This window comes from Amycolatopsis sp. NPDC000009 (assembly GCF_055563465.1).
The window spans coordinates 315,108-335,938 of record NZ_JBVHDI010000002.1; the positions used below are offsets into that span (position 1 = coordinate 315,108).

Annotated in this window: 21 protein-coding genes; 7 read left to right on the forward strand and 14 right to left on the reverse strand. The window is 68.6% G+C overall.

The features are described from left to right. Positions 1-3: 3 nt before the first annotated feature. Positions 4-852: a hypothetical protein gene (locus ACZ3HL_RS07560; protein ID WP_465529488.1), complete on the reverse strand. Its 849-nt coding sequence runs from the start codon at positions 850-852 to the stop codon at positions 4-6. A gap of 74 nt (positions 853-926) precedes the next feature. Here ACZ3HL_RS07560 and ACZ3HL_RS07565 point away from each other — a divergent pair, with 74 nt between their 5' ends. Beyond that, positions 927-1,292, forward strand: coding sequence for an MmcQ/YjbR family DNA-binding protein (locus ACZ3HL_RS07565; RefSeq protein WP_465410826.1), 366 nt, complete (start codon positions 927-929; stop codon positions 1,290-1,292). A gap of 36 nt (positions 1,293-1,328) precedes the next feature. Here ACZ3HL_RS07565 and sepH read toward each other — a convergent pair whose 3' ends face one another. The 4 genes from sepH to ACZ3HL_RS07585 all read right to left on the reverse strand — a co-directional run bounded on the left by sepH (position 1,329) and on the right by ACZ3HL_RS07585 (position 6,387). Continuing rightward, positions 1,329-2,213 (reverse strand): septation protein SepH, encoded by an 885-nt coding sequence (gene sepH / locus ACZ3HL_RS07570; RefSeq protein ID WP_465529490.1) that lies wholly within the window; start codon positions 2,211-2,213, stop codon positions 1,329-1,331. 190 nt (positions 2,214-2,403) lie between these two features. Beyond that, positions 2,404-3,561: an ATP-binding protein gene (locus ACZ3HL_RS07575; RefSeq protein ID WP_465410828.1), complete on the reverse strand. Its 1,158-nt coding sequence runs from the start codon at positions 3,559-3,561 to the stop codon at positions 2,404-2,406. Next, positions 3,558-4,217, reverse strand: a complete 660-nt coding sequence (locus ACZ3HL_RS07580) for a response regulator transcription factor (protein ID WP_219147958.1) — start codon at positions 4,215-4,217, stop codon at positions 3,558-3,560. Before ACZ3HL_RS07580 ends, ACZ3HL_RS07575 begins: the two co-directional genes overlap by 4 nt. Positions 4,218-4,584: 367 nt before the next feature. Beyond that, complete coding sequence (locus ACZ3HL_RS07585; RefSeq protein ID WP_465529492.1) at positions 4,585-6,387, reverse strand: alpha-L-fucosidase; 1,803 nt, start codon at positions 6,385-6,387, stop codon at positions 4,585-4,587. A 230-nt stretch (positions 6,388-6,617) separates the two neighbouring features. Between ACZ3HL_RS07585 and ACZ3HL_RS07590 the strand changes: the two genes are divergently transcribed. The 5 genes from ACZ3HL_RS07590 (at position 6,618) to ACZ3HL_RS07610 (ending at position 11,446) form a co-directional block, all read left to right on the forward strand. Further along, positions 6,618-7,166 (forward strand): hypothetical protein, encoded by a 549-nt coding sequence (locus ACZ3HL_RS07590; RefSeq protein WP_465410830.1) that lies wholly within the window; start codon positions 6,618-6,620, stop codon positions 7,164-7,166. Continuing rightward, complete coding sequence (locus ACZ3HL_RS07595; RefSeq protein WP_465529494.1) at positions 7,163-8,263, forward strand: peptidoglycan-binding protein; 1,101 nt, start codon at positions 7,163-7,165, stop codon at positions 8,261-8,263. Before ACZ3HL_RS07590 ends, ACZ3HL_RS07595 begins: the two co-directional genes overlap by 4 nt. Further along, positions 8,260-8,946 carry an ABC transporter ATP-binding protein gene (locus ACZ3HL_RS07600; protein ID WP_465410832.1) on the forward strand — a complete coding sequence of 229 codons (687 nt, stop codon included), beginning with the start codon at positions 8,260-8,262 and terminating at the stop codon, positions 8,944-8,946. The genes ACZ3HL_RS07595 and ACZ3HL_RS07600 overlap by 4 nt, the downstream gene beginning before the upstream one ends. Next, positions 8,943-10,163: an ABC transporter permease gene (locus ACZ3HL_RS07605; RefSeq protein ID WP_465529496.1), complete on the forward strand. Its 1,221-nt coding sequence runs from the start codon at positions 8,943-8,945 to the stop codon at positions 10,161-10,163. The genes ACZ3HL_RS07600 and ACZ3HL_RS07605 overlap by 4 nt, the downstream gene beginning before the upstream one ends. 92 nt (positions 10,164-10,255) lie before the next feature. Beyond that, on the forward strand, positions 10,256-11,446 hold the full coding sequence (locus tag ACZ3HL_RS07610) for a glycosyltransferase 87 family protein (RefSeq protein ID WP_465529498.1): 1,191 nt from the start codon (positions 10,256-10,258) through the stop codon (positions 11,444-11,446). A gap of 1 nt (position 11,447) precedes the next feature. Here ACZ3HL_RS07610 and serC read toward each other — a convergent pair whose 3' ends face one another. Beyond that, entirely contained in the window at positions 11,448-12,575 is a 1,128-nt protein-coding gene (gene serC, locus ACZ3HL_RS07615) for a phosphoserine transaminase (protein WP_465529500.1), read from the reverse strand. A gap of 115 nt (positions 12,576-12,690) precedes the next feature. Between serC and ACZ3HL_RS07620 the strand changes: the two genes are divergently transcribed. Next, positions 12,691-13,008 (forward strand): hypothetical protein, encoded by a 318-nt coding sequence (locus ACZ3HL_RS07620; protein ID WP_465410835.1) that lies wholly within the window; start codon positions 12,691-12,693, stop codon positions 13,006-13,008. Positions 13,009-13,513: 505 nt separating this feature from the next. Here the strand turns inward: ACZ3HL_RS07620 and ACZ3HL_RS07625 are convergent. The 8 genes from ACZ3HL_RS07625 to ACZ3HL_RS07660 form a co-directional block, all read right to left on the reverse strand. Beyond that, on the reverse strand, positions 13,514-14,860 hold the full coding sequence (locus ACZ3HL_RS07625; protein WP_465410837.1) for a serine hydrolase domain-containing protein: 1,347 nt from the start codon (positions 14,858-14,860) through the stop codon (positions 13,514-13,516). A gap of 14 nt (positions 14,861-14,874) precedes the next feature. Further along, positions 14,875-15,495, reverse strand: coding sequence for a response regulator (locus ACZ3HL_RS07630; RefSeq protein ID WP_457959629.1), 621 nt, complete (start codon positions 15,493-15,495; stop codon positions 14,875-14,877). Then, on the reverse strand, positions 15,492-16,646 hold the full coding sequence (locus ACZ3HL_RS07635) for a sensor histidine kinase (protein WP_465410838.1): 1,155 nt from the start codon (positions 16,644-16,646) through the stop codon (positions 15,492-15,494). Before ACZ3HL_RS07635 ends, ACZ3HL_RS07630 begins: the two co-directional genes overlap by 4 nt. After that, the gene (locus ACZ3HL_RS07640) at positions 16,643-17,455 is read right to left on the reverse strand and encodes an ABC transporter permease (protein ID WP_465410839.1); all 813 of its coding nucleotides are present in this window, start codon (positions 17,453-17,455) and stop codon (positions 16,643-16,645) included. Before ACZ3HL_RS07640 ends, ACZ3HL_RS07635 begins: the two co-directional genes overlap by 4 nt. Further along, entirely contained in the window at positions 17,452-18,291 is an 840-nt protein-coding gene (locus ACZ3HL_RS07645) for an ABC transporter ATP-binding protein (RefSeq protein WP_465529502.1), read from the reverse strand. Before ACZ3HL_RS07645 ends, ACZ3HL_RS07640 begins: the two co-directional genes overlap by 4 nt. An 84-nt stretch (positions 18,292-18,375) precedes the next feature. Further along, a complete protein-coding gene (locus ACZ3HL_RS07650) occupies positions 18,376-19,305 on the reverse strand; it encodes a nucleotidyl transferase AbiEii/AbiGii toxin family protein (protein WP_465529504.1) in 930 nt (309 codons plus the stop codon). A gap of 73 nt (positions 19,306-19,378) precedes the next feature. Continuing rightward, positions 19,379-20,071, reverse strand: coding sequence for a type IV toxin-antitoxin system AbiEi family antitoxin domain-containing protein (locus ACZ3HL_RS07655; protein WP_465529506.1), 693 nt, complete (start codon positions 20,069-20,071; stop codon positions 19,379-19,381). Positions 20,072-20,130: 59 nt separating this feature from the next. Beyond that, positions 20,131-20,718 carry a TetR/AcrR family transcriptional regulator gene (locus ACZ3HL_RS07660; protein WP_465529508.1) on the reverse strand — a complete coding sequence of 196 codons (588 nt, stop codon included), beginning with the start codon at positions 20,716-20,718 and terminating at the stop codon, positions 20,131-20,133. Positions 20,719-20,831 lie beyond the last annotated feature (113 nt).

Consider the following 20,831-nt stretch of genomic DNA (forward strand, 5'->3'; position numbering starts at 1 on the left):
TTCCTATACCTGCTTGGCGAACTTCAGGTAGCGGCCGTGCAATCGCGAACCGGTGTGCCCGATCAGGAAGTAGCCGTGATGAGCGGCGAGCTGGACGGCCAGGGCCTCCGAGAACCCGAACAGGCTCAACGGGAACTGCACGCTGTTACTCCCGTTGAACTCCTTCGCCAGCCATCCGGCCTTGGTCGTGCGAGGGAAGACGGAGACGATGAAGGAAAGCGGGATCGCGAGGCCGAAGGCCATCACGATGAGGACGGTCAGCATCGGTGTTTCCGGGTCGTAGCCATTCGAAGCACTGACGATGAACCCGGCGATGAAACACAGGAAGAAGTTCGCGAGCGGCAGGAGCCACAGCAGGAACGAGTAGCGGAACCGCTTCAGGCCCGCCTGGACGGGTATGGGCCGCTTGGGCGGCCGCGGATCCCGGCTCACCAGGAGTAGCCGGTCGGTGGGGTCCGAAAGGTCGGCGACGACGGTCATTCCTTCGCCGACGGCGATTTCGGTGATGTGCCGGGTGGACAGCCCGGCGTGGCGGACGCTGAGCCAGACCGCGGATCTCCCGTCGAGCCGGTTGCGGAGCCGGCGTTCCCGGTTCTTGTCCGGCCCGGTTTCGGGATGGTCGAATGCCGGGGCCGGGGGAAACCGGTCAGGCGCGTGCCGGAAACTCAGGCAGCCCTGGAACATCGGCGGGATTTCGACGTAGCCGCGCTCGCGGGCGATCAAGCGGATGCTGTCCGGGTCGACCTGCCATTCGAGCGGGGACACATGTGCGTACGGCGCTCCGGACAGGACTTGGTAGCGCAGTCTCGTGACCCGCACTTGCCACGGGTTCTCCCCGGTCGTCGAAAACATGATCCCTCCCGTCCCCGAGGGTAGGGGAGGACGATCGGTTCCGCGTGAGCCGAGCGGCGACGATACTGGGCTCCATGACCGGTGACCCGCTCGATTCACTCAGAAGGCTGTGTCTCGCGCTGCCGGAAGCCTCCGAGCGGCTCAGTCACGGCGAGCCGACGTGGTTCGTGCGGGGCAAGAAGACGTTCGTCATGTACGCCGACCGTCATCACGACGACAAGGTCGCCTTCTGGTGCCCGGCGCCGCCGGGGGCTCAGGAGGAACTGGTGGGCACCGAACCGGAGCGGTTCTTCCGCCCGCCGTATGTCGGGCATCGGGGGTGGCTCGGGGTGCGGCTGGACGTGGACGTCGACTGGGCCGAAATCGAGCGGATCGTCACCGACGCGTATTGCCTCGTGGCGCCGAAATCCCTGATCGCGCAGGTCCCCGGACGCACGTAATGGCCCCTCCACCGGAAGGGGCCACTACGTGCGGATTCAACCTCGTTGTGATCGGACGCCCAGTAGAACGTCTTCCCAGGATGGAACGATGGGGTGGTTCTTCTTCCCCTTCGCCCGTGGAGCGGGTTCGGCCACTTCTTCCGGCTCGTCAGCCGGGAGTGGTGGCTCGGTCTCTTCTTCGGGCTCCGCTATCGGCGCGTCGATCACCTTCGCGACCGGCTCGTCCGGGACACCGTTCGAAGTACTCTTTACCGCTGAGAACGCATCGACGCTGTCGAGAGTCGGCTGGACGACCGCGTCCTTGCCGGGGTCCAGTGCCCGCACCGTGCGCGGGGCGCGGTAGGCGTTGGGGTTGAGCAGGACTTCGGCGTTCTCGTCGAGGGCCTGCACGGTGCCGCCGTGCGCGCCGGGCGCGAACGACCAGTGCGCGCGGTTGTCCGAGCGGCCCGCCTTCCAGCTCAGCACGACGACCCATTTGCCGTCGTCGCCTCGCCAGGAGTCCCAGGTCGCCTGGCTGTAGTCGTGGCCGCGCTGCCCGAAGGAATGCGCCACGACCTCGCCGAGCGTCTGGACGTCGGGGCCGTCTTCGCGGACCGGATGGGCTCGCTGGGCCAGTTCGGCGGTGCGGGATCGTTCGAGGAGGACGGGGTACGCGAACCGCTCGACGCGCTGCACGGTGACGCCGGCGCTGCTCGCGACCTGCTCCACGGACTCACCGGCCCGGATTCGTGCCTGGATCTCGCGTGGCCGCATTTGGCTCTCCAACTCGATTTCGATCTGGCCGAGGCGGGTGATGTCACCCCTCGCCGCCGCTCGCAGCCTCTCATCCGCGGGGAGCAGGAAGCGCGTGCGGCTCGCCGGGTCTTCGCACACGATGGACTTACCGTCCTCGTGCAGCCCGACCACCCGTAGCGCTCGCATTCTCGCCTCCCCGATTCTTCACCATTGTGGGTGTCCACGTTAAAACGGCGCGTCGCCTTGACGTGTGAGGCGCGCCGATGTCATGTGTCCTGCTCACTATTTTGTTCATGACGGCAAGGGGAATTCTGCGGGAGCGACGGGCGGCTCGCCGCGTGACTCGCCGGACACGCACAGTCACGATCGGGGGAATCTACGGCAGCCGCACCCGGACGACCAGCCCGCCGCCGCGTCCGCCGGGTTCCGCGCCCGCGGTCCCGCCGTGCGCCTTCGCGATGGACCGGACGATCGACAGTCCGAGCCCCGCGTTGCGGGAGTCGCCGGTGCGGTCGCCCGAGAGCCGTCGGAACGGTTCGAACAGCGCGGGTACGGAGTCGAACGGCACCTGCGGGCCGGTGTTGCGCACCACGAGCGCCGGGTCGCCGCCGATGTCGACGTGGACCCAGCCGCCCTCGCGGTTGTAGGTGATGGCGTTGTGGACGAGGTTCGTGACCAGCCGCTCCAGCAGCACGGGATCCCCGGACACCGTCCGCGGCCGCAGCCTCGACTCCACCGTGACGCCCGCTTCCTCGGCCATGGCCGACGCCGACCGGATCACCGCCGCGGCGACCTCGTCCAGCCGGACGGGGGCGCGCGCGGTCAGGCCGCGGTCGCTGCGGGCGAGGACGAGCAGGCCCTCGATCATCCGTTCACTGCGTTCGTTGGTGTAGATCAGGTGTTCGCCGAGTTTCCGGACTTCGGGGCTCGCGTCGGGATCGGCCATGGCCACCTCGACCAGGGTGCGCTGCACCGCGAGCGGGGTGCGCAGTTCGTGGGAGGCGTTGGCGACGAAGCGTTTCTGGCTGTCGAACGACACGGCGAGCCGGTCGAGCATGCCGTCGAAGGTGTCGGCGAGTTCCTTGAGCTCGTCGTCGGGGCCGTCGAGGTCGATACGCCGGTCGAGGTTCTCGACCTCGAGTTTCCGTGCTGTCGAAGTGATCGCGTGCAGCGGCCGCAACACCCGGCTCGCCATCAGCCAGCCGAGCAGCACCGCGAGCGCGCCGGCGATCGCCAGTGCCACCAGCGATTGCCACAGCAGGGTCGACAGGACGTCCGAGCGGTACTCGGTGATCGAGGTCGCGACCAGTTGCGTGGCTTGGGCGCGCTCCACGGGCATGATGGTCGTGGTGTCCAGGGGGTACGCGCGCTGGACCGCGAGGCCCGCGGCGTCGCTCGCGAACGCCGCCGTATCCGGCAGCGTCGAGCTCACCAGCAGGTAGTTGACGATCAGCAGGGCGAGCCCGACGATCAGGAACGCGCCGCCGTAGAGCGCCGTCAGCTTGGTGCGGACGGAGATCCGGAGCGGTTTCACGACCCGAACCGGTAACCGGCGCCGGGCACGGTCTCGATCAGCGGCGGTTCGCCGAGTTTGCGCCGCAACGTCATCATCGCCACCCGGACGGCGTTCGTGAACGGATCGGCGTGTTCGTCCCACGCCTTCTCCAGCAGGTCTTCCGCGCTGACCACGGTCCCTTCGGCGCGCATGAGCACCTCCAGTACCGCGAATTCCTTGGGGGACAAGGGAAGGAACCGGCCGTCGCGTGACGCCTGGTGCCGGGGCAGGTCGAGGACCACGCCGCCGCGTTCCAGCACCGGCGGCAGCGCCGGCCGCGCGCGCCGCGACAGCGCCTGCACCCGCGCGACGAGTTCGGCGAACGCGAACGGTTTCGTCAGGTAGTCGTCGGCGCCGAGGCCCAGCCCGGCGACCCGGTCGTTGACATCGGCCGCGGCCGTCAGCATGAGGACCCGCGCCTCGCCGCCGGTCCCGATCACCGCGGCGCAGACCTCGTCGCCGTGCACGAGGGGGAGATCCCGGTCGAGTACGACGACGTCGTAGCCGTGCACTCCGACCCGGTCCAGGGCCTGCGCGCCGTCGTAGCAGACGTCGACGGCCATGGAGAACCGTCGCAGGCCCTCGGCGATCGTGTCCGCCAGGAGCCGCTCGTCTTCCACCACCAGCACTCTCACCTGGCCAGTCTGCCCCGGACGGGGGTAAGCGCGGGATAAGCACGGCTCAGCCGACCGGGTGGGGCCCGAGGGTTGCGAAAGCCACTTTCGCAACCTTGAACGTTGCGAAAGTGGCTTTCGCAACGTCACTTCGCGCTGCGGGGTCCAGGTGAAGGGAGCCTTCCCGCATCGGACGAGGGGAAGGCTCCCTTCGTGACACCTGGGGCCTTGCTCGTCCCTGCGTGGATCCACCGACCGGGTGACGGTCGAAGGCGGGACTCGTGTGATCGAAGCCGTAACTCGCGTGCTTGAAGGCGTAACTCACGTGCTTGAAGCCGTAACTGCGTGATCCGGCTCCAAACACGCGAGTTACGGCTTCGAACACGCGTTATCCGGCCGGGTGCAGCTGCCGCGCCGGGATCACCTGCTGTGGGGTGTTCGGGCTGGTCCACAGCAGCTTCATCGACGCCTCACCGCCTCGTTCGGTGTGTTCCAGCCGGATCGCGTACGACCGCCCGGCGACCAGGTCGAGTGTCGCTTTGTCGACACTTGGGCCATGTGGGATGGTGTTGTCGATCAGGAGTTTCCCGTCGACCCACAGTCGCACGGTGTCGTCCGAAACCGTGGTGAACGTGTACTTCCCGGTGTCCCGCGCGGTGACCCGCCCGGTCCATCGCGAGGAGAAGGTCTCCGCCGGGATCTTCGCGTCCGGCGAGCCGGTGAACTTCCAGTTGTGGTTCACGCCCGGCTCGACCCGGCGCACCGGCGGTGTCCCGGTGAAGTCCGCGTTCGGCCAGTACTCGGCGGTCAGCCCCGTCCCGCGGCCGGCGGGTGCCTGCGGCAGCGGATCGACACTCAGTTCGATGACGGTCGCGACGTCGTTCGTCCGGCCGCCCGACGGGGTGAGCTTCACGCTGCCGGATGTCTGCTCGACCCGGACTCGCTGACGGCTGCCGAGCACCCGTGCGTCACGAACCCGGAAAGGTGCCAAGGTGTCGAGCGTCAGCGAGCCGCCCGAAGCGGGCCAGTCGAACACCGACGCGTAGAGCTTGTCACCGCGACGGCTGACGACGCCCCAAGCCGGTTCGGCGACCAGTCCCGGCGCGCCCGCCCCGTACACGGCGGCGGACTGACCGTTCGTTCGCAACCACTGGCCCATCTGCTTCAGCCTGTCGATGGATTCCTGTGGCACGCGGCCGTTGCGATCGGGGCCGACGTTGAGCAGGAAGTTCCCGCTTCGGCCGGCGATCGAGAGCAGCTTCCTGGTCAGATCCGCCGAGGATTTCCAGTTGTGGTCCCAATCGGTGTATCCCCAGCTGCCGTTGAGGGTCATGCACGACTCCCACAGCTGTCCGTCGACCGGTTTGTCCGGGATCTCCTGTTCGGGTGTTCCCGTGTCGCCGTCGACCACCCGCCGTTTGCCGACGCGGTTGTTGACCACAATGGACGGATCGAGGCTGCGGACGTAGGCCTCCAGCTCCTCGCCGTCCCTTTCCGTCCACGGGTTGTTGGGCCGGTCGGTACTCCATTCGCCGTCGAACCACAGCACCGCCGGGTGGTAGTTGTCGACGAGTTCCTTGAGCTGGGCGTACATCCGCTCCTTGTACTTCGGGAACGTCGCCGGATCGGGGAAGTCCGGGTCGTGCCAGTCCCAGATCGAGTAGTAGAAGCCGAGTTTGAGGTCGCGCGCGGCCGTCGCGCGCTTCAGTTCGGCGAGGATGTCGCGCTTCTTGTCGAACGCCGAGTGGTCGCGGAGGTTGAACTTGTTGACCTTCGTCGGCCACATCGCGTAGCCCTCGTGATGCTTCGAGGTGATCACCACGTACTTCTGCCCGGCGTCCTTCGCCGACTGCGCGATGGCGTTCGCGTCGAAACCGGCGGGGTTGAACTTCGCGGCGATCTGCTCGTATTCGGCACGCGGGATCTGGCAGTTCCGCTGGATCCATTCGGCGTCCTGGCAAACGCTTCCATCGGGGCGGGTGTACTTCCCTTGCAGCTGGGAGTACGCGCCGAAGTGGATGAACTGGCCGAAGCGGTCGTCGCGCCACCAGCGCGTCCGGTCGGCGGTGAACGGGTCGTCGTAGGCGTGGTCGGACGGGAGCGGCGCGGCTTCCGCGGCGGGCACGACGCCCAGTGCGGTGGTCGCGATGACGAGGGCCGCCAGGGCCCGGAGTGGCTTGCGGCGATTCATGCACTCCTCCTCGCTGAGGTGTGGACGTCGTGGACCCTATGAGACGAAAGGTCGGATGTGAACCTCCGAAAGGTTCACCGAGTCTGGAGTTCACCCGGAAAGACGGCATATAGGTCGGATCTCTGTCCTGCTGATCGGGACGGTAAGCGCGACATAAGCAACATCGCTTACCGCGCCGGAATCGCCCGCTCCGTAGAAATCGGTGCGCCAAGACGACCGAAGGAGCAGCGATGCGGAAACGACCGATGGCGGCACTGATCGCCGGAGCGGTCCTCGCGCTGGTGGCCGGCTGTGGCGGTGGCGGGGACGGCGGCGACAAGGTCGCCTCGATCTCGTCGCCGCCCGCTCCCGGCGCCGCCGGTGACGGGAAGCAGGCCGACAACGTGTCCGACGAGGACAAGATGCGCAACTTCGCGAAGTGCATGCGCGAGCACGGGATCGACATGCCGGATCCCCAGACCACCGGCGACGGGAAGGGCATGATCTCCATCGAGGCGGGCGAGGCCAGGCCCGACGACGGCAAGATGAAGACCGCGAGCGACGCGTGCCGCAAGCTGCTGCCGAACGGCGGCGAGATCAAGCCGCCGACGCCGGAAGAGCTCGACAAGATGCGCAAGGAAGCCAAGTGCATGCGCGAGCACGGCATCGACTTCCCGGATCCCGATCCCAGCGGCAAGGGCGCCGCCATGACGATGGACATGGGCGACCCCAAGAAGTTCGAAGAAGCGGCGAAGGCCTGCGGTCTCGGCATGACCATGAGGGCGGCCCCGGCGAAATGAGCGAACACGAAGGACCCGGCGGCGCACGGCGTTCGCGCCGGGCGCGCTGGTTCATCATCGCGGCGGTCCTCGTCGTCGTGGCCGGGACGATGTCCGTGGTCGTGCTGACCAGGGTCACGTCGGAGGCCCAGCAGGTCGGGGAGGCCCCACCACCGGTCGAGACCGCGAAGGTCGAGAAGACCGACCTGCAGGAGGAGGAAGAGGCGAACGGGACGCTGGGCTACGGCGCGGAAAACGCCCTCGCCGGCCGGAAACAGGGCACCATCACCGCTCTGCCGGACGCGGGCGCGGTGCTCACCCGGGGCAAGACCGTGTACGGCGTCGACGCCAAGCCGGTCCCGTTGTTCTACGGCACGCTCCCGTTCTTCCGCGACCTCGCGGACGGGGCCACGGACGGCCCGGACGTCAAGCAGCTGGAAGAGAACCTGAAGGCGCTCGGTTTCGGTGGTTTCGGCACCCCGGACAAGAAGTTCACCTCGGCCACCGCCGCCGCACTCAAGAAATGGCAGAAGTCGCTGGGCCTGGAGCAGACCGGTGCCTTCGGACAGGGCGACGTCGTCCTCGCCCCCGGCGAGATCCGGGTTTCGCAGGTCGCCGCGCAACTCGGCGGCCCCGGCGGCGGCGAACTCCTGAAGTACACCGGCACCGAGCGCCTCGTCGAGGTCAAGCTCGACGCCGCCAAGCAGGCCATCGCGAAGGAAGGGGACAAGGTCGGGGTCGACATCACCGGCGGCAAGAAGACGACCGGCGTGATCACCGAGGTCGGCAAGGTCGCGGAAACCGGCAAGGACGGCGCCGGGCAGGACGACGGCAAGCCGAAGATCAAGGTGAAGATCAAGCTGGACGATCCGGCAGCGGCCGGATCGCTCGATTCGACACCGGCCTCGGTGCGGTTCACCAAGGAAGTCCACAGTGGAGTGTTGGCGGTACCCGTCGGCGCGCTGCTCGCGCTCGCCGAAGGCGGGTATGCCGTCGAGGTCGACGAAAACGGCGAACGCCGTCTCATCGCGGTGAAGACCGGCTTGTTCTCCGGCGGACGCGTCGAAGTCACCGGCGCCGGCCTCGCCGCCGGGATGCGGGTGGTGACGACCTCATGACCCCGGTGCTGGACGTTCGCGGCGCCTCGCGCACCTATCCCGGCGGGGTGCGGGCGCTGCACGAGGTGTCACTGTCCATCGAGGACAGGGAGATGGTCGCCATCGTCGGCCCGTCCGGCTCCGGCAAGTCGACGCTGCTGCAGCTGATGGGCACGCTCGACCGGCCGACCAGCGGCGTCATCGAACTGCGCGGGCACGACGTGGCGAAACTGCCCGATCGCAAGCTTTCGGCGTTGCGGTCACGGTGGATCGGGTTCGTGTTCCAGCAGTTCTTCCTCAGCGAGGGGGTGAGCGCGGTCGACAACGTCGCGACGGGGCTGCTGTACGCGGGCGTGCCGCGGCGGAAACGGCGTGAGCGGGCGCTGGCGGCGCTCGACCGGGTGGGTCTCGCGCATCGCGCGGCCCATTTCCCGAACGAGCTCTCCGGCGGGGAACGGCAGCGGGTGGCGATCGCGCGGGCGGTCGTCAACTCGCCGTCGATCCTGCTGGCCGACGAGCCGACCGGGAACCTCGACACGGGCAACGGGGCGGCGATCCTCAACCTGCTCGCCACGCTGAGCTCGCAGGGGACGACGGTCGTGATCATCACGCACGACCGGGAGATCGCGGCGGGTATCCCGCGGCGGATCGAGTTGCGGGACGGCCGGATCCGGCTCGACACCGGGACGGGGGTGCTGGTGTGAGCGCACCCGTCGCCGACAGGACGCCGACGCCGAATCCGGCCAGGCTCGGCCCGCGTGACGTGCTGAACCTGGGTGCGCACGGGATGCGGACGCGGCCGATGCGCGCCGTGCTGTCCGCGCTCGGCATCGGGATCGGGATCGCCGCGATGGTGGCCGTGCTCGCGATCCCGGCGTCGGGCGCGAAGGCGTTGCAAGACCAGCTGGCCGCGCTCGGCACCAACCTGCTTTCGGCGGGACCGGGCAAGACGATGTTCGGCGGCGACGCGACGCTGCCGGACAGCGCGGTGCCGATGGCCAAGCGGATCGCCCCGGTGACGGCGGCGTCCGCGACCGGCACCACCGGCGGGACGGTGCGGCGGACGGACAAGATCGCCAAGGACGAGACGTCCGGCCTCGGCGTCTACGCGGCGACGCCGGATCTCCTCGACGTCATCGGGGGTGCCGTCCGCGACGGGCAGTTCCTCCGTGACGCGACCCGCGACTACCCGGTCACCGTGCTGGGTTCGGTCGCGGCCGCGCGGCTCGGCATCGACCACATCGACCCGGCCGCACCGCCCCAGGTGTTCATCGGCGGTCAGTGGTTCACCGTGGGCGGCATTCTCGGGCCGACGCCGCTGGCGCCCGAGATCGAGCGGTCGGCGCTGGTCGGCTGGGACGTCGCCAAGCGGCTCCTCGGCTTCGAGGGGCATCCGACCACCGTGTACGTGCGGGCGAAGGACTCGCAGGTCGAGAATGTGCGTTCGGTGCTCGCGCAGACGATGAACCCGGAGGCGCCGAACGAGGTCGAGGTGCGCCGCCCGTCGGAGGCGCTGGAGGCGCAGAAACTGACGGAGAACACCTACAGCGCGCTGTTCCTCGGGCTGGGCGGGGTGGCGTTGTTGGTCGGGGGTGTCGGGGTGGCCAACACGATGGTGATCTCGGTGCTGGAGCGGCGCCGGGAGATCGGCCTCCGCCGTGCGCTCGGCGCGACGAAACGGCAGGTGAGAGGCCAGTTCCTGGCCGAGTCGGTGCTGTTGTCCGGGCTCGGCGGGATCGCCGGGGTACTGGTCGGCGTGCTGGTGACGGCCGGGTACGCGCTGAGCCAGGGCTGGCCGGCGGTGCTCCCCGTCGGTGCCCTCCTCGGCGGGGTCGGCGTCTCGGCTCTGGTCGGTGCCGTCGCCGGTGCCTACCCGGCGATGCGCGCGGCGCGCCTCCCGCCCACCCAGGCCCTCGCCTAGCTCGCGTTTCGTCCTCTGGATGCGGTAGTTCGTGGCACGAACCACCGCATCCAGAGGACTGGACGCGGGGTAGCGGTGGGTAATCTCGCCGGGTGCTGGTGGGATTGTCGGGGCGGAAACTCGCGGGGGCGTTGATCGCGCTCGAAGCCGTCGTGGTCGGCGTGCTCTTCACCCTCAAGGTGTTCGACGGCCAGGACCTCGAGGTCTACATCGGCGGCGCGCGGTTGCTTCTCGACTCGGGTGACCCGTACGGCGCCTGGGTGCAGACGCACGGCGGCTGGCTGCCCTTCACCTACACACCGTTCGCGGCCGCGGTCTTCCTGCCCGGCACGCTCCTGTCCGCCGCGCTGGCCACGAGGCTGGTCGGGCTCGCGTCGATCATCGCGGGCGGCATCGTCGTCTACCTCTTCGTGGCGACGCTCAACGGCTCGCTCACCGACCGGGCGAACGTCCGTGGCCGCGCCATCGCCGTCCTGGCGGCGATCGGGGCGCAGGCCGTCGGCGGCATCATGGAGCCGGTCCGCTCGACGCTCGGCTTCGGCCAGGTGAACACCCTGCTGATGCTGCTGGTCGTCCTCGACGCCCTGCTGCCGGGCCGTGCCCGCACGAAGGGACTGCTGATCGGCGTCGCCGCGGCGATCAAGCTGACCCCGGCCTTCTTCATCCTGTTCTTCTTGTTCCGCAAGGACTTCCGCTCCGCGGCCAGGGTCGTCGCCGGATTCCTCGGCGCGGGCGCGCTGATGTTCGTGGCCGCGCCGGACGCGTCCGCGAAGTTCTGGACGAACATCCTCTTCGACACCGGCCGGATCGGCGATCGCGGCTACGTCGGCAACCAGTCGCTGCGCGGGACGCTCGCGCGGTTCGGGCTGGGCTCGGCGGAAGACGTCGTCTGGGTGCTGGCGTCGATCGCCGTGGTCGCGCTGACCGCGTTCGTGATCGTGCGCGTCGCCGAGCCGGTGTTCGCGCTGACCGCGTGCGCCGTCGGCGGGCTGCTGGTGTCGCCGGTGTCCTGGACGCACCACTGGATCTGGTGCGTGCCGATCCTCGTGCTGCTGGTCCGGTCGCGTTCGGTCGTTTCGTACGCGCTCGCGGCCGTGACGGTGGCGCTGTTCGTCGTCGCGCCGATGTGGCTCGCGCCGCGGCCGGCCGGGAGCTTCGGCTGGTGGCTGGCGACGGAGTCCTACGTGCTGTACGGCCTTTTGCTGCTCGCGCTGGCCGCCAAATACGTGAAGGCCCCCTTCCCTACTCTCAGGGTAGGGAAGGGGGCCTTCACGGACGGTTAGCTCAGCCCAGGCGCTCGACGACGTACTCGATGCTCTGGGTCAGCTTCGTGACGTCGTCCGGGTCGATGGCCGGGAACAGCCCGACGCGCAGCTGGTTGCGGCCGAGCTTCCGGTACGGCTCGGTGTCGACGATCCCGTTGGCACGCAGCACCTTCGCCACCGCGGCGGCGTCCACCTCGTCGGCGAAGTCGATGGTGCCGACCACCTGCGAGCGCAGCGACGGGTCGCTGACGAACGGCGTCGTGTAGCTGGTCTTCTCGGCCCATTCGTACAGCCGGGTCGACGAATCGCGGGTGCGCGAGGTCGTCCACTCCAGGCCACCGTTCGAGTTCATCCACTCGATCTGGTCGGCCAGCAGGAACAGCGTCGACACCGCCGGGGTGTTGTACGTCTGGTCCTTGCGGGAGTTGTCGAGCGCCGTGGTCAGCGACAGGAACTCGGGGATCCAGCGGTCGCTCGCGCCGATCTCGCCGATGCGCTCGACGGCGGCGGGCGAAGCCAGCGCGATCCAGAGGCCACCGTCGGAGGCGAAGGACTTCTGGGGCGCGAAGTAGTAGACGTCGAAGTCCTCGGCCTTGACCGGCAGGCCGCCCGCGCCGGAGGTGGCGTCGATGGCGACGAGGGCGCCTTCACTTCCTTCGGGGCGGCGCACCGGCACCGCGACACCGGTCGAGGTCTCGTTGTGCGCCCAGCCGACCAGGTCGGCACCAGCCTCGTAGGCGATCTCGGGAGCGCTGCCCGGGTCGGCCTTGACGACGATCGGGTCGGCGAGGAACGGGGCGCCCTTGGTCACCGTGGCGAACTTCGAGGAGAACTCGCCGTAGGTGAAGTGCTGCGCGCGTTCCCGCACGAGGCCGAACGCGGCGGCGTCCCAGAATGCGGTCGTCCCGCCGTTGCCGAGGACCACTTCGTAGCCTTCGGGCAGGGAGAACAATTCGGACAGACCCGCACGCACGCGGCCGACGAGGGACTTCACCGGCTTCTGACGGTGCGAGGTGCCGAGGTAGGTGGCACCGGATTTCGCCAGGTTGGCGAGCTGCTCGTCACGGACCTTGGACGGTCCGCAGCCGAAGCGGCCATCGGCAGGCTTCAGGTCCGCGGGGAGGGTCAACTCAGGTGCGTCGGTCATGCGCCCAGTCTCTCAGGTCGGGATGCCCCTGCTGACAATCGGTGCCGCGTGTCCGGAATGTGGGATCGGCGGACCCGCTCCCGCCGGCGCCGACCGCCGGGTAGCTTCTCGCCTCATGGCGACAGTGCACGAACGATTCCCCGTGCCCCCCGAGGCGTTGTGGCACGCCCTTCCCCACGGGGTCGACGCGGTCAAGGGGCAGGCCCCGTATTACGACGCGGCGGCGGGCTACGTCACCTTCTCGACCAAGATCGGCTGGCTCAGCTACGGCCAGACGGTCACCGTGAAGGTGGAGCGGACGACGGAGGGCTCCGGCCTGGCGATCCAGACGAGCCTCAAGTTCGGCTTCGTCGACTGGGGTGAGGGCAAGCGCATCGCCCGCAACTTCATCACGGCCGTCGGTGTCGCGGTCGGACACACCCCGGCGGCCTGATGCCCGATCCGTGGAGACCCAGATGGGGTTTCCTGTTGCTGTACTTCCTCGCGCTCGGCGGGCACTGGATCTTCCGCGACTGGGACGACACGGCCACCATCGGCGCGATCGCCGGTTTCGCGGGCGCGCTCGTGCTCGTGTTCGTCCCGGGGCTGCCGCGCTGGGTGCACGGAGACCTCCCGGGGGAGAAATCGTCGCCGAAGACCCGCCAGTGGTGGGCGGCGCTCCGGTACACGATCCGCCGTCGTGAACGTGTCCTCGACGTAGTACTCGGGCCGTGGGCACGGGTCACCGCCACGCTGGAGCCGGACGCGGACACCGCGCGCGGATGGGCCGTCCTCGACGGCGACCAGGCGAAGTTCGTCATCGACGCCTGTCCCGGCGAACTCGCCGAATCGCTGCGCGGACCGCGCCGGATGTGGGTCGTCGGCGACGCCCACTACGGCGATGTCCTGGTGTGCGCGGACGGCGGCCGCGAGTTCACGACCGCCGCCTTCCGCTTCCGTCAGCGCCAGCCCCCGGGGTCGACGCCGCCCGGGATGGGCGCGGCCGGGTCGAACGGGGTCCGCGAGAAGATGAACGTCGCGAGGTCGAGGTGGTTCGGCTTCCCCGCCGAGTCCCGCCCGACCCGCAGCGTCTCACCCGCGTAGTACGCGTCGAGCCCGACCCAAGTGTCCTCGCCGACCGGCGCGAACCGTGACGCGCGGCCGGGGCCGTCGGTCGGCGCGAGGGAGAACAGGCCGCCCGGGAGCAGCCGCAGGTGGTACGGCGTCGGGCCCCAGTGCCACAGCCCGGTCAGTTCCAGGAGCTTCGGGTCCACAGTGGACGGTTGCCATTCCGCGGGCATGGCGGGCTCGTGCTGTTCGGTCAGCTTCATCAGGTCGAGGCAGAGCTGCGTGATGCCGACCCCCGCCGTCGAGTTCGTCAGCACCAGGGCGCCGATGCCGGCGTTCGCGTCGACCAGCGAGCAGGCGAGGAACCCCGGCATCGACCCGGTGTGCCCGGCCAGCCGCCTGCCTTCGGTGCGGACCAGCATGACGCCGAGGCCGAATCCGGTGGTCCAGGCGTCGCCGTCGTCCACGGTGACCATTTCGCGCATCTCCGCGACGGTCTGCTCGCTGAGCACGCCGCCGGTGTGCCCGCCGAGGAACGACGTCCAGCGGGCGAGGTCGGTGATCGTCGACCACAGCTGTCCGGCGGGTGCCATCGCGCCCGCGTCCGGAGACGGCTCCGGCATGAGGAGATCGGCGAAGGGGTGCACCGCGAATCCGCTCGCGTGCGCGCCTTCGGGATGCGGCGAGGTGCGGGTCATGCCGAGCGGGCCGAGGATCTCGGCGCGGACGACGTCGAGCCAGGACTGCCCGCGGTGCCGGGCGACCAGCTCGCCGAGCACGCCGTAGCCGACGTTGCTGTAGTGGAACCTGCTGCCCGGCCGCAGCCGGGTCGCGCCGTCCTTGAGGCTTTCGACGAGCGCGTCCCAGTCGGCGCCGACGGTGCGCTCCCACCAGGAGCCGGGCGATTCCGCGGTCAGGCCCGAAGTGTGCGACAGCAGCTGCGCGATGGTGGCCGAGCCGAACGCGGTGCCCGGCAGGTGCTGTTCCAGCGGGTCGTTGAGGTCGAGCTTGCCTTCGTCGCGCAGCCGCATGACGGCCGTCGCGACGAGGGTCTTGGTGATCGAGCCGAGCCGGTACTGCGTGTCGGCGCCGGGTGTCTCGCCGTCGACGCGCCCGCGCCCTCCTGACCAGGCGAGTTCCCCGTCGCGGACGACGGCGGCGACGATGGACGGGGCGCGGCACGAGGATTGCTCGTGCGCGAGGCGGCGAAGCAGCGCCAATTCGGTCGAGGCAAGCATGAGACGCATTCTGCCTACCCGAGCAGGCCCAGTCGCATAGCGGTGGTCACAGCGGCCGTGCGGTCCGAAACGTCCAGTTTGCCGAATACGCGCAGCAGGTGGGTCTTGACCGTCGCCTCGCTGATGTGGAGCGTCCGGCCGATCTCGGCGTTCGTGCTTCCCCGCGCCACCAGCCGGAGCACTTCGATCTCGCGCGCCGACAACGGTGACGTCGTCGGGTTGCGCACGCGGTTCACCAGCTTCCCTGCCACCGAAGGCGCCAACACCGTTTCGCCGCGTGACGCCGCACGGATCGCACCGGCGAGCTCCGCGCGCGAAGCGTCCTTCAGCAGGTACCCGGAGGCGCCCGCTTCGACCGCGCGCAGGATGTCCGCGTCCGTCTCGTAGGTGGTGAGCACGACGACCCGCTGACCAGGCCGGTCGGCGAGGATCTTCCGCGTCGCGCCGACGCCGTCGAGACCGGGCATCCGCAGATCCATCAGGATCACGTCCGGCTGCTTGACCCGGCTCAGCGCGACGGCCTCGTCACCCGAGCCCGCCTCCCCGACGACGCTCAGATCGGGCTCGGCCTCCAGCATGCCGCGCAGGCCTTCCCGCACCACCGGGTGATCGTCGACCAGCATGATCGTGATCACGCGGGTACCTCCAGTTCCAGTGTCGTCCCCGCACCGGGTTCGCTTTTCAGTGTCACGATGCCACCGACCTGATCGGTGCGCGCCCGCATCCCAGCCAGGCCGAAGCCGCCGGTGGGTGCCGCGGGGTCGAATCCGGTGCCGTCGTCGGTCACGGTGAGCCGGACTTGTCCGTCCATAGTGGACAGGCGGAGCGTGGCCGAGGTGGCGCGAGAGTGCTTGCGGATGTTGCTCAGCGCCTCCTGCGCTCCTCGCAATAGGACGACTTCGGTGGCCATCGGGAGCGCGGGCAGCGGGCCGCCGGCGTCGAACGACGCTTCGATCCCGGTCTCCTCGGTCAGCCGCTCCACCTGGCGGCGCAACGCTTCCTCCAGCGACGCGGCGGCGAGCGCCGTGGGCCCCTGTGCCGCGACCATCGCCCGCGCCTCCGCCAGGTTCTCCCGCGCCGTCCTGGCCGCGAGTTCCAGATGACGGCGGGCCGCCCTCGGGTCGGTGTCCATTTCGGACTCGATCGCCTGGGTCAGCGTCACGATGCTCGTGAAACCCTGCGCGAGCGTGTCGTGGATCTCGCGGGCCATCCGCTCGCGTTCGGCGGCCGTCCCCGCCTCCCGGGACAGCCGGGAAACCTCCGCCTGACTGGCTTTCAGCTGTTCGATCAGTGCCGCCCTGCCCTTGCTCTGCTCGATGATCTGGGTGGTGTAGCGGCCGGCGAGGAGGCTGAAGATGATCAGGATCGCCGTCATCGGCAGCAGGACCGGCTGCTCGTCGAGCCCGCCCCGGACGAGCAGGGACACGGGGCTCGACAGTACCGCCGCTGTGGTGAGGATCGAGGCGGACTTCGTCGGCATCGTCATGTACAGCACGGGGCAGACCAGGAAGAGGATGAAGCTCGAGGTGCCCGCGGCGAACACGGCCCCCAGCGTGAAGAGCATCATCAAGCAGGCGAACAACCATGGCGTGTGCTCGTGGTCCGGGCCTTTGATGAGGCGGCGTCCTCGGACCAGGTAGGTCACGCCGAGCCCTGCCAGGCACAGGAGCGCGACCGTTTTGCCCGTCGTTGCCCCGTCCTCGAGGAGTACCAAGGCCGTCGTCGCGACGAAGGTGACCCCGAACAGGACCTCCCAGAGCCAGTAGAACCGCTCCCAGGCGTTCACCTGCCCTCGTTCGACCAGCGGAACGTCAGCTTCGCCAGCAGCAGTCCCGCGGCGCACCACGCCGTCAGCACCAGCGCCACCATCGGAAGTTCCCATGTCCCCGCCATCTCCTGTGTCGCGGCTTCGGCCGGCAGGAACACCGAGCGGAAGCCCTGGCAGATCCACTTCACCGGGAAGAACGAAGCGATGTCGACCATAACCTTCGGCAGCGCGGTGATCGGCGTGACGAACACCCCGGAGACGAACTGCAGCGCGATGTAGATCAGGTTGGTCACCGCGACCGCGCCGCTGACCGTCCTGGTGACCGAGCCGAGCGCGATGCCCAGCAGCGTGCAACTGGTGATGCCGAGCAGGAAGACCCACAGCGCGGTCAGCAGTTTCGCCGGGTCGGTGGGCAGGTCCAGGTCGAACAGCAGGCTGCCCACGATCGACATCAGGACCACCTGCGCGATGCTGGTGAAGCCGACCAGGATGATCTTGCCGACGAAGTAGGACGCCGCCGGCATGGGCGTACCACGCAGCCGTTTCAGCGCGCCGAGTTCGCGATCGGACGCGAGGTTGATCCCGATGCTGGTGAAGGACGTCGAGACGATGCCGGAGCCGATCATGCCCGCGGCCAGCACCTGGCCGGTGGTGATCGCCATACCGGGCATCGACGAGTTCAGCATCGAGCCGAGCAGGATCATCAGCAACGACGGGAACGCGAAGGTGAAGATCACCTGCTCCCGGATGCGGAAGAACTGTTTGATCTCCGCGGCGCCTCGGACCAGGCCGAGCGAGAAGGTGCCCGGGAGGGTCAGCGTGCTCATCGGGCTTCTCCGATCAGATCGAGGTAGGTGTCTTCGAGCGTGGGGCGGTGGACGGTCAGCTCCGACGGCTCGCGGCCGTCGGCGGAGAGCTCGCGGATCAGCTTGGCCGGGAAGTGGGTGCGCTCCTGATGGCCGCCGCGCTCGTCGGTCCAGCGGACGGTGGCCTCCGCGGTCGCCCGGCCGCCGAGCGTCTGCGGTGTCCCTTCGGCGACGATCGCCCCGCGTGTGATGACCGCGACGCGGTCGGCCAGCGCCTCGGCCTCGTCGAGATAGTGGGTGGTGAGCAGGATCGTGGTGCCCTCGCGGGCGAGACTCCGGATCAGCTCCCAGAACTGGCGCCGGGCCGCCGGATCGAATCCGGTCGTGGGCTCGTCGAGGAACACCAGCTCGGGCCGCCCGATGATGCCGAGCGCGACGTCCACCCGACGTCGTTGGCCGCCGGAAAGGCTTTTGACGCGGGCGCCCGCCTTCTCGGTCAGGCCGACCTGCTCGATCACTTCTTCGGTGTCACGAGGGTTCGGGTAGTAGCGGGCGAAGTGCCGGACCGTCTCGGCGACGGTGAGCTCGGCGGCGTCGTTGGCCGTTTGCAGCACGATCCCGAGCCTCGCCCGCCAAGCCCGGCCCGCGGTGCCGGGATCCTCACCGAGGACGTCGACCTCACCCTCGGTCCGTTCGCGGTGGCCTTCCAGGATCTCGACCGTCGTCGTCTTGCCGGCGCCGTTGGGGCCGAGCAGCGCGAACACCTCGCCCTGCTCGATGTCGAGGTCGATCCCCCCGACGGCCGTGTGGCCCGGGTACTCCTTGCGCAGGCCGCGCACTCTCACTGCCGTTTTCATACGTCGATCGTGCTGTGCTTCACCGGGCTCGCGGGACGTCCGCTGGACTGAACCCGGCTGTCAACCGATCGATGGACACCGGTGTCACCGCCAGGCTCGTCCCTCGGGACGCCACCGTCCTGCCGGAGGCTCGGCCTGCAGGAGCGGAGTGATGAAGGAATCCGCGAGTGGGTGCACACCCGCGAGCGTCCGGAATTCGGGAGGCAGCCCGCGGACACCTTGCGCGGCCTTGTGATAACCGCCCTTCCAGGAGAACGGATCGGGGGTCTCGAACCCGGCGGGCGGATTAACCGTCATCCCGCGTTTTCGGCGGCGGGCGATTTCGTCGTGCAGGATCTCGTGCGTCTCCTTGCCCGGTACGGAGGTCTTCAACGCGAACAGGGCGAGGTCGACGAGATCCTTGTAACGAGTGGATGGATGGCCACCGGCCTGATGACGCTCGTACATCGCGCAGATCTTTTCCGCGACATGGTCTTCGATCGGAAACATCCGCGCTTCCGGCCAAGGGTCGCAATCACTCGCGAACGGTGGTTTCAGCGCCTCGGTGAAGATGGGACCGCGTGGCGGATGCCCGGACGAGACGACGTCCACCTGGACTCGGTGGTTGAGCGGCGCGTTTTCGAACATCACCATGAACGACACTTTTCGGGTAGGGCGCTCGACATGGGTTTGAGGGGAGGTTTTGAGGTGGGAGAACCAGATGCCATCGGCGAGGCGTAGCGCGGCTGCCGTCTTGAGCGCGTCGACCGCGGCGTCGGTCGTGTCCTCCATGGAGAGCAGGTCGATGTCCGTGGAGTAGCGTGCGGAAGGCCACCGGACAAGGAGAGCTTGCCCGCCTTTCAGCACCCAGTTCGAGGCGTCGTCACCGTGGAAGACCCGGGCGATCAACCGACGATGGAAATGCAGTTGCAGTAGCTCGCCGGTGGCCATGCCGGTCGTTTTGGCGCGGTCCCTCGCTTTGTTCTTCTGAGAGTCGAGATATCCACGCGGAGTTTTCGGGTGTCGAGAGGGCATCCGGTCATGGTCGTGCGCTAGGACGAACTCAATGGAGAAGGTGCTTCGGCCTTGATTCGCCCTTCCGCAAGTCCTAACGCCGCGGCGGAGCCGGGCGGTGGGCGAGTCGTGTGACCGAGGTGCCGATCTCGGCGAGTAGGTGTTCGAGCAATGCCGCGCCGTCGCCGGGGCGGCGGACGCCATAACGCAAGGCAAAGGGACCGATGTGCTCTGCCAGTACGTCCAGGCGAAGGAGGTTCGCCTCCACGGCCTCCTGGATGATCGTGGCGATATGGCTGCCGTCGATGCGCTGCTTCAACAGGTCCCGGACGGTGCGTAGTGCGGTGGTGACGGGAAGGCCGTCGATCGTCGTCACGTCGTCTTCGGACAGTTCGGCGACCCTGAAACGCACGTCGGGATCTCGGCTGGTGCGACGGCGTGGCGTGGTCACGACTATCCGGTCGTCGACGAGTTCACCGAGCCTGTGCAGCCGCGCGGCCGACTCGTGGGAGAGCACCCCTCCGTTCGGGTCGAGAGGCGTTCGCTTCCACGCGGGTTCGGCCGCGTCGAGCATCAGCCAGGCCGCCTGTTCCTCCCGTGCCTCGGTCACGGCGGCGATCGTGGCGGCGTAGACGCCGTGACGGACACGGTTGAGGTGGCCGGCTTTCTCCAAGCGATGCAGCGTGACGCCGTCTACGCCGGCCGCCTTGGCTTGACGGGACGTGACCATGCCCCACTGGGCGCTGGTGAACGCACTGAGCAGTCGCAGTGCGTCACTGGTCTTCATATAGCGAAGTTTACGTCATTGAGCAGCGTTAGTTACATCTGAAAGTAACTAACGCTGCTTTACCTTGGACCCAAGAGCGTCCGTACCGAGGTTTCAAGGGAAGGGAGGAGGGCGGCAGGGTCGGCGGCGGTGAGCATCCGGTTCGCGAAGCCCTCCGTGAGGGCGAGGACGGCGTCGGCCAGGTCGCTCGCCGCGAGGTCGTCGCGGACGTGGCCTGCCTCCTGCGCTTTCCCGATGTATTGCGTCGTGATTTCCGCGAGTTCGTCGTAGCCCGTGCGGATGAACTCGGCCCATGACGGCCGCACGGCGGCGCGAGCGGTGAAGGCGTTGATGACGATCACCTCGGCGCGGCGCTGCTCGTCGAGCGGCATCGCCTCGACCAGCAAACGCAGCAGGAGGTCGAGCAGGTCGCCGGACTGGTCGAGGGTGTTCCAGCGCTGCTCCAGGAACTCGCTGGTCATGTCGAGGGCGAAGCGGAACAGGTCTTCCTTGGTGGAGAAGTACTTCTGCACCGCGCCCGCCGACACTCCGGCTTCGACGGCGACGGAACGCACGCTGACGGCCTCGACGCCTTCGCGCGCGACGATGCGCAGGAGGGCGCCGGCGATCTCGCGGCGGCGTTCGGCGCGGTCCACGATCTTCGGCACGGACGCATCCTCCTCTCCGGTGGCTGATTTGCCCTTCGTGACCCGAGCTGGGCGTTGCGAAAGCCACTTTCGCTCCCGAGAACCTTGGGATACTGGGTTTAGGTACAAGCCCC